Below are 13,081 nucleotides of genomic sequence, written 5' to 3' on the forward strand. Positions count from 1 at the left end.
CGCGATGCATCCCAATGATGACGACCGCACCCAGTTCATGCCGCGCCCGGGTGGCCGTGCGCCGGAGCCTGCGCGTGCAGAGCCGGCGCCTTTGTCGATGCCGGCGGCGCCGATCCTCACCGGCAAGAGCCAGGGCCTCAACCCTCTGGAAAGTGCCGCCGGCCCATTGCTGGCGCTGCTGACACGCCTGCGTAACACCATCGCCCATCCCGCGCCGTCGAGCCTGCGCGCGCAATTGCTGGCCTACCTGCGCCAGTTCGAAGAGCGCGCCGAGGCGGCCGGAGTGGCCCGCAACGAGGTGCTGCTGGCCCGTTACGCGCTGTGTACCGCCCTTGATGAAGCGGTGCTGAGCACGCCCTGGGGCAGTGCCAGTGACTGGGGCAAGCAGAGCCTGTTGATCACCGTGCACAACGAAGCCTGGGGCGGAGAAAAGGTCTTCCAACTGCTGGATCATTGCCTGCAAAGCCCGCGCGAGCGCCTGTATCTGTTGGAACTGTTGTACCTATGTATGTGCCTGGGTTTTGAAGGCCGCTACCGCGTCATGAACGACGGGCGTAGCCAGTTGGAAGCATTGCGCGAACGCACCGCAGCGGCGATTCGCAGCGCCCGTGGCGAACATGAGCGTGAGCTGTCGCCCCATTGGCGCGGCGTCACCGTGGCCCGTGATCGCCTGGCGCAATTCATGCCGCCATGGATTGCGGTCGCCATCGGCCTGGCCTTGTTGCTGGCCTTGCTGTTTGGCCTGCGCCTGAAACTGGCGTCGGATGCCGAGCCGGTCTTCAAGAATATCCATGCCCTGGGCGAAATTCCGGTGCAGGCCATCGACCGTCCGGTGGCGCAGCCAAAGATCATCGAACGCCCGCGCCTGGCTGGCTTTCTGGTCGAAGACATCAAGGCGGGCCGGGTGGCGGTGGAAGATGCCGTCGACCGTTCCGTGGTGACGATCCGTGGCGATGAGCTGTTCGCCTCGGCCAGCTCCAGCATTGTCGATGACTACCAGCCGCTGATGCTGCGCATCGCCGACGCCATCCGCAAGGTCAAGGGCCAGGTGCGGGTGACCGGGCACAGCGATAACCGCCCGATTGCCACCCTGCGTTTCCCGTCCAACTGGGCCTTGTCCGAAGCACGGGCCAAGTCGGTGCTGGAGATCCTCGCGGCCAAGACCGGCCAGGGCGAGCGCTTCAGTGCCGAAGGTCGCAGCGACACCGAACCGGTGGCGACCAACGCCACAGCCGAAGGCCGTGCCCGCAATCGCCGGGTTGAAATCACCGTATTGGCGGAGGGCGTCGAGTGAAGGCGTTTTTCAGTTTTATGATTCGCTGGGTGATCCCCGTGCTGGGCCTGATTGCCCTGGGCCTGATCATCTGGTTTGTCGGGCCGTTGCTCGACGTGCTGGTGCCTGAAGGCCGACGCTGGGCGTTGATCATCCTGATATTCGTGGTGTGGATCGCCTACCGCGTGTTTCGCATCATCCAGGCCCGCCGCCAGGCCGCCGAAGTGATGCGCAGCCTGGCCGCCGAAACCCCGGCCGATCCCAATAGCGTCGCCACTGCTGAAGAACTCGCGACCCTGCGCCAGCGCATGGACGAAGCCCTGGCGCTGCTGAAAAAGGCCAAGCTGGGCGGCGACGAGCGGCGCAATCTCTATGAGCTGCCGTGGTACGTGATCATCGGTCCACCGGGCTCGGGCAAGACCACGGCGCTGGTCAATTCCGGGCTGCATTTCCCACTGGCCGCCCAGTTGGGCGCCGGCGCGGTGCGTGGCGTAGGCGGTACGCGCAATTGCGATTGGTGGTTCACCGATCAAGCCGTGCTGCTGGACACGGCAGGCCGCTACACCACCCAGGACAGCAACTCGACAGTGGATAAAGCCGCCTGGCTGGGCTTTCTCGACCTGCTGAAAAAGCAGCGCGCACGTCGCCCGATTGACGGCGCATTTATCGCCATCAGCCTTTCGGACCTGCTGCTGGGCAGCGACGCCGAGCGCGGCGCCCATGCTGCGGCGATCCGCCTGCGGATCCAGGAGCTGTACACCCAACTGGGCGTGCGCTTCCCGATCTACCTGATGCTGACCAAGCTCGACCTGGTGCCGGGCTTCATGGAGTTTTTCGACAACCTGAGCAAGGAAGACCGCGCCCAGGTGTGGGGCATGACCTTTGCCCTGGACGACGGCAAGCACAGCGACAGCCCGTTGGCCCATTTGCAAAGCGAATTCGCCGGCCTGGAACAGCGCCTCAACGAACGCTTGGTGGAGCGCCTGCAACAGGAGCGCGACCCGGCGCGGCGTGACCTGATCTACGGTTTCCCGCAGCAGTTCGGTGCGTTGAAGGACTGCCTGCAAAGTTTCCTTGAGGGTGTGTTCAAACCCAATGCCTTTGAAGAGCGCGTACTGCTGCGCGGGGTGTATTTCACCAGTGGCACCCAGGAAGGCAGCCCGATCGACCGACTGATCGGCGCCATGGCCCAGAGCATGAACCTGGACCGCCAGCACCTGGCGCGCCAGAGCGGCACCGGGCGCAGTTACTTCATCGAAAAACTGTTCAGCGCCGTGGCCTTTGCCGAGCGCGGATTGGTCGGAGTCAACCCGAAGGTCGAACGCCGCCGCAAATGGCTGGCCCGTGGCGTCCTGGCCGCAACCGTGGCGGTGGTGCTGGTGGTCAGTACGCTGTGGTGGGTGAGTTATCGCGCCAACCAGGCGTATATCGCCCAGGTCGACCAGAAAGTCGCGCCATTGGGCCAGGCCGTGCAGACCCTGAGCCCGGCACAGCGCGAGGTGTTGGCCGTGCTGCCGCTGCTCAATGCGGTGAAAAACCTGGCGGGCGACTCGCCAAGCTGGTCCGAGGGCCTGGGCCTGTACCAGGGCGACATGCTGGAAGCCGAGTCCGCTAGCGTCTACCGCAAGCTGTTGATTGCAGTCTTTGCGCCACGCCTGGTCACGCGTATCGAAGAGCAACTGCACGGCGGTGGCAATTCCGACTTCCTCTATGAAGGCTTGAAGGCCTACCTGATGCTGGCTGACAGCGAGCATTACGACCCGGACTTCATCAAGGCCTGGATCGCCCTGGACTGGGACCGCAACCTGCCGCGCGACCTGCCCGCCGACCAGCGCCAGGCACTGACCGGGCACTTGCAGGCGCTGTTCGACCGCCACCCACCGAATGCGCGCCTCGACCCACGGCTGATCGATGACTTGCGTCGGCAGCTGCAACAACTGCCGGTGGCCCAGCGCGTATACGACCGGGTCAAGCGCCAGAAGCTGCCTGAAGGCGTGACGGATTTTCGCATCAACGAAGCGGCTGGCCGCGATGCCGCGCTGGTATTCAGCCGTAAAAGTGGCAAGCCGCTGGGTGAGCCGTTGAGTGGATTGTTTACCGCCAAGGGCTATCGCCAGGGCTTTTTGCTGACCAGCCTGAACCAGGCCGGCACCCTGGCTGAAGAGCAGTGGGTATTGGGTCATGCACCCGCAGATCAACAGAATGTCGCCAGCCTTGCCGCTGATGTGCGGCGCCTGTATTTCCAGGATTATCAGCGCCAGTGGGACGCCTTGCTGGCCGATATCGACTTTGTGCCCATCACCAGCGTGGCCCAGGCGGCCGACGTGTTGCGAGTGATCTCCGGCCCGAGTTCGCCGCTGAAGAAGCTGCTGGTGGCGGTGGCCAAGGAAACCGACCTGCAGGCTGAAGAGCGTCAACTGGCTGCCAAGGGCGTGCCGGTGGAGGGGGGTGTCGACAAACTCAAGGAGCGTCTCGGCAGCCTGCTCGGCGAGGCCCAACCAACGGCCAGCGCGCCGGCCCTGACGGAAGACCCGGTGACCGCGCATTTTGCCGAGCTCAATAGCATCGTCGCCAAGAACGAAGGTGAGCCGGCCGCCATCGACGGCCTGCTGGCGGACATGAATGCGTTGTATGTGCAGGTCAGCGCCATGGTCGGCGCCAGTGGCGATGCATTGCTCGGCGAAGCCAAGAACCAGGCCGCCGCCGCCGCCACGCGGGTCAGCCTGAATGCCGAACGCCAGCCGCCGCTGGTACAGGGCATGGTCAAGTCGGTGGTCAACTCAACCACCAACAGCATGATGGGCGGGGTGCGCAATCAACTGAACGCGGCCTGGGTTAGCGAAGTGGTCAATGTCTATCGCCAGTCCCTGGCCGGGCGTTACCCGATGTCTCCTGGCAGTGCCCGCGATGCCACCCTGGACGACTTCGGCCAGTTCTTCGGGGTGGGAGGGGTGATGGACAACTACTTCCGCAAATACCTGCAACCTTATGTCGACACCTCGGCGCAAACCTGGCGCTGGCAGCCGGGGGCGGCGCAGAAGCTCGGGATCGCGCCGGGCGTGCTGCAAACCTTCCAGCGCGCGGCGACCATTCGCGATGCGTTTTTCCGCACTGGCGGCACCCAGCCCATCGTGCGCTTCGAACTCAAGCCGGTGGCGATGGACGCGACCATCACCCAGTTCCTGCTCGACCTCGACGGCCAGCAACTGAGCTACGACCACGGCCCGAGCCGGGCGGTGGCGATGCAGTGGCCGAATCCCGGCAACAGTGGCGGGGTGCGGATCTCGATCATGCCGCCAGCCGCCAGTGGGCGTTCGGGCGTGACCCTGGATGGCCCGTGGGCGTGGTTTCGCCTGCTGGAGCAATCGGACCTGTCTGCCGGCAATTCGCCGGATCGCTTCAACCTGCGCCTGCGGGTCGATGGCGCAAGCATCGCCTATGAGTTGCGTGCCAACAGCGCCTTCAACCCGTTCAAGAGCCGCGTGCTGGGCGGGTTCAGCCTGCCGGAGCGGTTATGACCACGTTGGGCTTCTACGGCAAGTTGGCCAGCCGCGGGGACTTTGTCAGCCGCGCCTTGCCCCAGAGTTTTATCGGCCCCTGGGACAGTTGGCTGGCCGCCGGTTTGCTCGCCAGTCAACACAGCCTGGGCGGCGACTGGCTCAACGTGTACCTGGTCAGCCCGCTGTGGCGATTTGTGCTGGCACCGGGGGTGTGCGGGCCGGATGCGGCGGCGGGTGTGGTGATGCCAAGCATTGATCGGGTTGGCCGGTACTTCCCGCTGGCGGTGGTGACGTTGTTGGATCACGACACCAATCCGGCGTCCCTGGTGGGTGGCCCGGACACCTGGTTCGAGCAGGCCGAGGAGTTGTTGCTGCACACCTTGGATGCTGGCGCCACGTTCGAAGGGTTCAACGATGGCCTTGACCGCCTGGGTTTGCCGCTGAGTGAGCCGCGTGCGCTGGACAGTCGCTTCGCCGGTCTGCAGCGGGTGGCCGCCACCGTGCCCGATGGCCGCATGGCCGCGCTTGCCGAACAGGCCTGCGAAGGCGCGAGCCTCTGGTGGGGCCGTGGCTCGCAACGTATTTCCCCTGGTTTGCTGCGGTGCCAGGGCTTGCCGGCTGCCGGTGATTTTGCGCAATTTCTGCTCGGACAAGAAGGTGTGATGTAGATGGGGTCGACGTACAAATCCGCGAGCAAAAGCCATGTGGGCATGGTGCGCCAGGTCAATGAAGACGCGTGCCTGGACCTGCCGGAAAACCGCCTGTGGGTGGTGGCCGATGGCATGGGCGGGCATGCGGCGGGCGACTATGTCAGCAGCTTGATTGTCGACAGCCTGCGCAGCCTGCCCGTGGGGCGGTCCCTGGACGAATACACGGCCGCACTGCGCACCGAGCTGACCCGGGTCAACGCGGCCGTACGTGAAGAAACCGCCAACCGTGGCGTGACCATGATGGGCAGCACCGTGGTTGTGCTGGCTGCGCGCGGCCTGCGCGGCGTGTGCCTGTGGGCCGGTGACAGCCGCTTGTATCGCCTGCGCGATGGCGAGCTGGAACGCATCTCCCGCGATCACAGCTACGTGCAGGATTTGCAGGACAGCGGCCTGCTCAGTGAGGCCGATGCGCGGGTGCATCCACGGGCCAATATCGTGACCCGCGCCATTGGCGTGGAGGCGCAATTGGAGCTGTCGGTGGTCGACCTGTTGATCGCCCCCGGCGACAGTTACCTGCTGTGCAGCGATGGCCTGAACAAGACCGTCGAAGACCACGAGATCCACGAAGTACTGAGCCATGCCGAGCCTGACGAAATTGCCCGCAGTCTGGTGCACCTGGGGCTTAACCGCGGTGCGCCCGACAACATCACCACCCTCGTCGTGAAGGTGTCGCCATGACCCTGATTATTCCCGGCTACGACATCGACGGCGAAATCGGTGAAGGCGCCATGGCCAGTGTCTACCTGGCCACCCAGCGCTCCCTGGAGCGCAAGGTGGCGTTGAAGGTCATGGCCGCTGCGCTGGCCGCCGACCCGAGCTTCTGTGAACGTTTCCTGCGTGAGGGCAAGACCCTGGCGCGGCTGTCGCACCCGCACACGGTGACCATCCATGACATCGGCAATGTTGGCGAACTGTATTACATGGCCATGGAATACCTGCCCAACGGCACGCTCAAGGAGCGCATCGCCGCCGGCCTGACGCCGGAGCAGGGGCTGGTGTATATCCGCCAGATCGCCTCGGCGCTGGGTTATGCCCATGCCCAGGGCCTGGTGCACCGCGACGTCAAGCCGGCGAACATCCTGTTTCGCGCCGATGGCACGGCGGTGCTGTCGGACTTTGGGATTGCCAAGTCCCTGGATGACCGGACCCAGTTCACCCAGGCCGGGTTTGCCGTAGGTACCCCCAGTTACATGAGCCCGGAACAGGCGCGGGGCCAGGAAATCGATGGCCGCGCCGATCTCTACGCCCTGGGTGTGGTGCTCTATGAAATCCTTGTCGGCAAGCTGCCTTACAACGGCACCGATGCACTCTCCACGGCCCTGGCGCACCTGACCGAGCCCTTGCCGGAATTGCCGCTGCACCATGGCCGTTATCAACAGGTGCTGAAAAAGCTCCTGGCCAAAGATCCGGCAGAGCGCTACCCGGATGCGACGGCGTTGTTGCTGGCGCTGGATCAACTGCCAGCCGAAGCACCCCAAGAAGTGCTGGAGGCAACGCTGATTCGACCGGTCAGCCGCGATCTGGCCGGCATGACTCCAGTCTCCATCGACATTCCCAGCGACCCGCCGCAGCCGCAAGTGCTACGCCAGCCAGTGGTGACGCCCACCCAGCATCGCGCCGTTGCCGAACAACGGCGTGGCCCGGTCCTGGCATTGGCTGGCCTGGCGGTGGCTGTTGCGCTGGCCATGGGTGGCGCCAGTTACTGGTGGTTGAGTGCCGACGCACCGGCATCGCCACCTGCTGCGCCAGTGCCCGCTACGCCTGCAGCCGTCACACCGTTGGCCGCCGATATCGACGGCGGTCAACGCCCCTTGCTGATGGCTGGCAAGAAAACCCTGTTCCAACGGGTCCTGAGCAAGCCCGGCGCCAAGCTCTCCAGCGAGGCGGGTGGCGCACCGGGCAAGACCTTGCCGGCGTTTTCCGTGCTTTACGTGTACCAACGCAAGGACATCGACGCCAGCCCGTGGCTGCGTGTTGGCACCGCCACCGACGGGCGCAGCGACGGCTGGTTGCCGGCCGCGCAAGTCAGCGACTGGAAGCAGAGCCTGGTACTCAAGTTCACCGAGCGTTCGGGGCGTGCGCCGGTGATGTTCCTGCGCCAGGCTGGCGAGGTGGAAAAACTCCTGGCGGATCCCGCTTCGGCAAAAAACCTGCTGCTCAAGGCGCAGAAAAACCCCGAGGACAATCAGCAGGTCCTGGCCCTGGAGCCTGCCGCCAGCGCCGTGCCGCAGAACCAGTTCTACCTGTTGCCGATCTTCGATGCCAAAGAGAGCTTCGACGAGAATGGCCAGCCGGTGCAGTTGCTCAATGTGGCGTCCATCGATCCCGGTAGTGCCGCCGCCAAGCCGGCCACTCCGGTGCTCAGTGCGAATGCCGATGCCTTCCGCACCGCCGTGGTGCTGGTGGTGGACACCACCGTGTCGATGCAGCCCTACATCGACCAAGTGCGCGACGTGGTCCACGAGTTGCAGACGCGCATTGCCGAGCGTGGCGAGTTGGACAGCGTCAGCTTTGGCATGGTTGGCTTTCGCAGCAGCGTGAAGAAAACCCCGGGCCTGGAATATGTGGCCAAGACCCTGATCACCCTCGATCAGGGACGCGACCCCCAGCGTTTTCTCGACATGGCGCGGCAGGTCAAGGCCTCGAGCGTTTCCAGCCACTCCTTCAACGAAGACGCGTTCGCCGGAGTGATGCAGGCGGTCGAAGGCATGGACTGGTCGGGCTACGGCGGACGCCTGATCCTGCTGGTGACCGATGCCGGCGCCTTGCGCAAGAACGACCCGTTCGCCGCGACCCAGATGAACGAAGCCGAAGTGCGCCAGGCTGCGCTGGGCAAGCAGATCAAGATCTATGCCCTGCACCTGCGCACCGATGCCGGCAAGAAAACCCATGGCGGCGCCGAATCCCAGTACCGCACCCTGACCGCCGACGCCAACCCGCGGATCGGTGATCTGTACACCGCGGTGCCGGGCGGCGATGTGCGCAAACTGGGCGAGCGTGTCGATGAGATCGGTACGGTGTTCGCCAATCTGGTGCATCAAGTGCGCAGCAACACCCCGCAGCCGGTACCGTTGCTCAGCAGTGCGCCGAGCCTGGCGGACAAATCCGCCGCCGTCGGCTATGCCATGCATATGGATTTCCTCGGCCACAAAGGCGCCAGCCAGGCGCCGCAACTGGTCAGTGCCTGGACCGCCGACCGTGACCTGACCAACCCCGCACTGCCGGCGTTCCAGGTCTGTGTGATGCTCACCAAATTGCAGCTCAACGACTTGCAGCAGTCGCTCAAATTGATCGTCGATGCGGCCCGCAAGACCCAGACCTCACCCAAGGATTTCTTCCAGGAAATCGCCAGTGCCTCGGCCTACATGAGCCGTGACCCGCAGGCTTTGCGCAAGGGCGGCAACCTCGCCGCCGGCGGCATCCTCGGCGAATACCTGGAGGGCCTGCCGTACCGCAGCAAGTCCTTGAACATGACCCAGGACCTGTGGCTGTCGTTGAGCGTGGCCGAACAGGAAGACTTTATCGACGAACTGGATTCGAAAATCCGCCTCTTTGAGACCTTCCATAACGATGTGGCCAACTGGGTCCGTTTCGGTGATGCCGAACCGGGCGATGCGTTGTACCGCGTGCCATTGTCGACGCTGCCTTGATGCTGAACCTGAGCGCGGTGCACAAGAGCCGGGGCGTCGGTAGCCAGCGCTATAGCCTGGTGATTCCAGCGTTGCACCTGTGTGCCGGGGAGCAATTGGCGATTGTCGGGCCGAGCGGCTGCGGCAAAAGCACCTTGCTGGATCTGCTGGCGTTGGTATTGGCACCGGATCAGGTGGGCCGGTTTGAATTCAACCAACTGGATATTGGTGGTTTATGGCGCGCCAATCAGCAATCCATGTTGGCCGGGTTACGCAGCCGGCACCTCGGTTATGTGTTGCAGACCGGCGGCCTGCTGGGCTTTCTCGATGTGCGCGGCAATATTGCCCTGTCCCGGCAACTGTTGGGGCTCAAGGACGATGGCAGCGTGGCGCGCCTGGCGGAGCAGTTGCAAATCAGTGACCAGTTGGCCAAGAAACCCGCTGCGTTATCGGTGGGCCAACGCCAACGCGTCAGTTGCGCCCGAGCCTTGGCCCATGCCCCGCAATTGGTGCTGGCGGATGAGCCGACCGCGTCCCTTGACCCGCTTAACGCCGAGCGTGTCATGCAGGCGCTGCTGGCCCAGGCCCGCGAGCACCGCGCCGCCTGCGTGATCGCCACCCATGACGAGCCCCTGGCCCGCGCCAGCGGCTTGCAGGTGCGGCGTATCAGTTGCCAGCGCGACCCTGACGGTGGCGTCACCGCGACCCTCGGGGAGGCGTGCTGATGCGTATCCCTCTGGTGGCCTCCCTTGCTTGGCAGGATTACCGCAACGATGGGTGGCTGTCGGCCTGTTCGGTGCTGGCGCTGGTGGCCGTGATCGCGCCGTTGCTGGTGTTGTTCGGCCTCAAATTCGGGCTGGTCAGCAGCCTGACCGAGCGCCTGGAGAATGATCCGGCGACCCGGGAAATCATCCCGTTGGGCGGTGGTCGATTCAGCCGCACCTTTGTCGAGCAGCTTGGCCTACGCCGCGATGTAGCGTTTGCCATCCCGCGCACGCGGCAGATTGCGGCCACGGCGCAGGTGGGGACGTTGACCCTGGAAATGCTGCCAACCGCGCCAGGTGATCCGTTGCTGGGCGGTCTGCCGATACCGGTGGGCCTGGACCAGATCGTGCTGAGCCACACCGCCGCCGAGAAGCTGGCGGCGCGGCCGGGGGATTGGTTGCAAACCCAGTTTGCGCGGCAAGTGGCCGGGCGCGTCGAGGCCCAGCACACACGGCTGCAGGTGCTGGCGGTGCTGCCCCTGGAGGCGTTCGCACGGGACGGATTATTTGCCGGGTTGAGCCTGCTGGAAGCGGCGGAAGATTACCGCGATGGCCGGGCTGTACCGGCGCTGGGTTGGGACGGTGACGCGGCGGGAGTGAGCGAGCAGCGGGTGTATCCGGCGTTTCGTTTGTATGCGCGCAGCCTCACTGATGTAGAGCCGCTGCGGGTGTATTTCGCCGCACAGGACCTGTTGGTCTCGACCCAGGCGCTGAGCATCGCCCAAGTGCAGTCGTTGAGCCGCAACTTGTCGATTGTGTTTTGGATCATCGCCGGGCTGGCCTTGGCGGGTGCATTTGCGGCGATCTTCGCCGGGGCGTTGGCCGCCGTGGCGCGCAAGCGTCGGGAATTGTCGGTGTTGCGCCTGCTGGGATTTTCCACCGGCGCGCTGTTGCTGTTTGTGGTGATGCAGGCGCTCTACAGCGCGGGTTTCGCTGCCGTGCTCAGTGCCGGCCTGTATGGCCTGGCCGAGGCGGGTTTGAATCAATTATTCGTGCAGGTGCCGGGCGAATACGCCAGCCACCTGCTGGCGCGGCATTACCTGCTGGCCCTGCTCGCGGTGCTCGGCGTCAGCGCCGTGGCGGCTGCGTGTGGGGGGTGGCGTGTGGTGCGTATCCAGGCTTCTGAGGGCATCCGAGATGTATAAGTTATTGGCCGCCGCTGTGGCGCTGAGCCTGGCCTCTGTGGCCTGGGCCGATGAGGCAAGCGATAAGCTGGACAACCCCAAGCCGTTGGCCGATGACGTCAGCCTGCCGCTGCCGTGCGAAGGCAATATGGTGTTCCGCTACGCCTATGTCCTGGCCCAGGGCACCCTGGACGACCGTGAGGTCAGCCTCGGCTACCCGTTCAGCGAAGGTGAGGCGGGCTACAAGCAGTCGTTTATCTCCGGCTATCGCCGAGACTTTATCAACGGTCAATTCACCCTCAAGGATTTGCCCAAGGGCTGGAACAAGGTCATCGCGCCGCTGATGCCCAAGACTGACGCCAAGACCCCGCTCAAGCCGATGCTCTACTTTATCGGCAAGTACGAAGTCACCGCGCGCCAGTACGCCCAGGTCATGTCCCAGGCCCAGTCGCTGGCCAGCGGCGAGCCGGCCCCGGCGTGCGAGGTGCCTGAAGGCATGGCCGGGCGCTTGCCCAAGGTCAAGCTGTCGCGTTTTGAAGCCGAGCGCTTCTCGGCGGTGTACAGCGCCTGGTTGATGAAATACCACCGCGACTTGCTGCCGGTCAGTGGCCGTGGTTCTTCGGCAGAGGATGGCGGCCTGGGCTTTGTGCGGCTACCGACTGAAGTGGAGTGGGAATTCGCCGCGCGCGGCGGCCAGGCGGTGAGCCGCCAGGACCTAGAAGGCCGGTTGTTCCCCCGACGCATCGAGGGCAGCGACAGCGACGGCCCGCTGGCCGATTGGGCGGTGTTCAACCAGGTCGCTGGCGGCACTGGCCAGGCGGCGCGACTGATGCCCATCGGCACCAAGTTGCCGAACCCCATCGGCATGTTCGACGTGATCGGCAACGCCGCCGAGATGGTCCAGGAATCGTTCCAACTGGTGCACGCCGGCCGCCGCCAGGGCACCTATGGCGGCTTTATCGTCAAGGGCGGCAACTACCTGGAGGGCGAGGGCACGCTGTTCAGCGGCATGCGCCGCGAATACCCGTTGTTCGGCGCCGATGGCACTGAGCAAAGCAACGAGACCACCGGTTTTCGCGTGGCGATTGGTGCGCTGTCGGCACCACGTTCACGCTACAACGAACTGTTCGCCCAGTGGCAGAAAGAGGGCCGTCTGGCCGCGCTGACCGACGCCATCGACGACGCCCAAGACCCGACCAAACGCCTGGACAGCATCATCGCCGCCAGCGTCGACCCACGGTTGCAGGCCGAGTTGGGGCTGGTCAACGAAGAGCTCAAGCGCAACGTGTCGCTGATTGCCCAGCAGCGCGAGGAGGCGGCCGGCAACTTGATCCAGTCTGCTGCCCTGGTGGCCGAGACCATCAATAACTACAACATCCGCCTGATCAATCTGCAGAAGAGTCGCCAGCAGTCCCTGGACGCCAAGGACGAGGCCAGCGCGCAGTTGTTCGCCACGGCGATCGCCAATGGCCGCAGCGCGCTGGACGGCGCGGTGGCGATCTATATCGATAACCTGGCCACTGGCACGCGCTACACCGATGCGGTGATCCAGGCGCAGTTTCAACGGATCCAGCAAGAATTGGAGCGCAAGCCGGTACTGGGCAAGAGCCTGGTGACGCGCGCGACGTTATTCGTTCGCCATGTCGGCAACTATCGCAAGCAACAGCGAGCCGACCCGGCAACGATTTTGAAGCAATTGCTCGCAGCGAGCGGTCAGCGGTCTTGACCGTTGGTTGTATGGCGAGCCTGGAAGGGACTCAGGCGGCATGGGCCGTGCTGGGCAAGTCAAACTTAAAAGAGAACACACCTATGCTTTTTTCCCGTAAGGCGGTTTCCAAGCGTCACTTGCTGCTGGTCGCGGCTGGTTTCAGCACTGTGCTGACAGGTTGCGCCACGTCGCCGGCCTCCAAGGTCGCGTCGAGCACCAAGGTTGAGTACTACCCGAGTTGCTACGAGCCGGTGCAGCACCTGCGTGCCACCGATTCGGACATGACCAAGTCGGTCGTCACGGGCGCCGCCCTTGGCGCGGCCGGTGGTGCGTTGTTGGGCGCCCTGACCGGCGACTCCGACAAGCGTGGCCG

At 64.5% G+C, this 13,081-nt stretch carries 8 protein-coding genes and 1 pseudogene; all 9 read left to right on the top strand.

Annotated elements, in window-relative coordinates; translation table 11 throughout:
* Positions 1 to 4 precede the first annotated feature (4 nt).
* Positions 5 to 1,294 carry a DotU family type VI secretion system protein gene (locus tag BFQ03_RS00830; RefSeq protein WP_032856783.1) on the top strand — a complete coding sequence of 430 codons (1,290 nt, stop codon included), beginning with the start codon at positions 5 to 7 and terminating at the stop codon, positions 1,292 to 1,294.
* Entirely contained in the window at positions 1,291 to 4,791 is a 3,501-nt protein-coding gene (gene tssM / locus BFQ03_RS00835; RefSeq protein ID WP_032856785.1) for a type VI secretion system membrane subunit TssM, read from the top strand. Before BFQ03_RS00830 ends, tssM begins: the two co-directional genes overlap by 4 nt.
* Positions 4,788 to 5,441: a type VI secretion system-associated protein TagF gene (gene tagF / locus BFQ03_RS00840; protein ID WP_032856786.1), complete on the top strand. Its 654-nt coding sequence runs from the start codon at positions 4,788 to 4,790 to the stop codon at positions 5,439 to 5,441. Before tssM ends, tagF begins: the two co-directional genes overlap by 4 nt.
* A complete protein-coding gene (locus tag BFQ03_RS00845; RefSeq protein WP_032856788.1) occupies positions 5,442 to 6,161 on the top strand; it encodes a PP2C family protein-serine/threonine phosphatase in 720 nt (239 codons plus the stop codon).
* The gene (locus BFQ03_RS00850) at positions 6,158 to 9,133 is read left to right on the top strand and encodes a serine/threonine-protein kinase (RefSeq protein ID WP_032856789.1); all 2,976 of its coding nucleotides are present in this window, start codon (positions 6,158 to 6,160) and stop codon (positions 9,131 to 9,133) included. Before BFQ03_RS00845 ends, BFQ03_RS00850 begins: the two co-directional genes overlap by 4 nt.
* Positions 9,133 to 9,837: an ABC transporter ATP-binding protein gene (locus tag BFQ03_RS00855; protein WP_032856791.1), complete on the top strand. Its 705-nt coding sequence runs from the start codon at positions 9,133 to 9,135 to the stop codon at positions 9,835 to 9,837. Before BFQ03_RS00850 ends, BFQ03_RS00855 begins: the two co-directional genes overlap by 1 nt.
* Positions 9,837 to 11,021, top strand: coding sequence for an ABC transporter permease family protein (locus BFQ03_RS00860; RefSeq protein ID WP_032856792.1), 1,185 nt, complete (start codon positions 9,837 to 9,839; stop codon positions 11,019 to 11,021). The genes BFQ03_RS00855 and BFQ03_RS00860 overlap by 1 nt, the downstream gene beginning before the upstream one ends.
* The gene (locus tag BFQ03_RS00865; RefSeq protein ID WP_032856794.1) at positions 11,014 to 12,726 is read left to right on the top strand and encodes a formylglycine-generating enzyme family protein; all 1,713 of its coding nucleotides are present in this window, start codon (positions 11,014 to 11,016) and stop codon (positions 12,724 to 12,726) included. Before BFQ03_RS00860 ends, BFQ03_RS00865 begins: the two co-directional genes overlap by 8 nt.
* An 83-nt stretch (positions 12,727 to 12,809) precedes the next feature.
* A pseudogene (locus tag BFQ03_RS00870) lies at positions 12,810 to 13,081 on the top strand (type VI secretion-associated lipoprotein TagQ); the annotation flags it as partial.

This window comes from Pseudomonas sp. 25 R 14 (assembly GCF_900004755.1).
Taxonomy (GTDB): domain Bacteria; phylum Pseudomonadota; class Gammaproteobacteria; order Pseudomonadales; family Pseudomonadaceae; genus Aquipseudomonas; species Aquipseudomonas brenneri.

Bases quoted from the DNA above. Each gene is read 5' to 3' on its own strand.
- BFQ03_RS00855 (WP_032856791.1), top strand. From the start codon at position 9,133: ATGCTGAACCTGAGCGCGGTGCACAAGAGCCGGGGCGTCGGTAGCCAG.
- BFQ03_RS00845 (WP_032856788.1), top strand. From the start codon at position 5,442: ATGGGGTCGACGTACAAATCCGCGAGCAAAAGCCATGTGGGCATGGTG.
- BFQ03_RS00850 (WP_032856789.1), top strand. From the start codon at position 6,158: ATGACCCTGATTATTCCCGGCTACGACATCGACGGCGAAATCGGTGAA.
- BFQ03_RS00865 (WP_032856794.1), top strand. From the start codon at position 11,014: ATGTATAAGTTATTGGCCGCCGCTGTGGCGCTGAGCCTGGCCTCTGTG.
- tagF (WP_032856786.1), top strand. From the start codon at position 4,788: ATGACCACGTTGGGCTTCTACGGCAAGTTGGCCAGCCGCGGGGACTTT.
- BFQ03_RS00860 (WP_032856792.1), top strand. From the start codon at position 9,837: ATGCGTATCCCTCTGGTGGCCTCCCTTGCTTGGCAGGATTACCGCAAC.
- BFQ03_RS00830 (WP_032856783.1), top strand. From the start codon at position 5: ATGCATCCCAATGATGACGACCGCACCCAGTTCATGCCGCGCCCGGGT.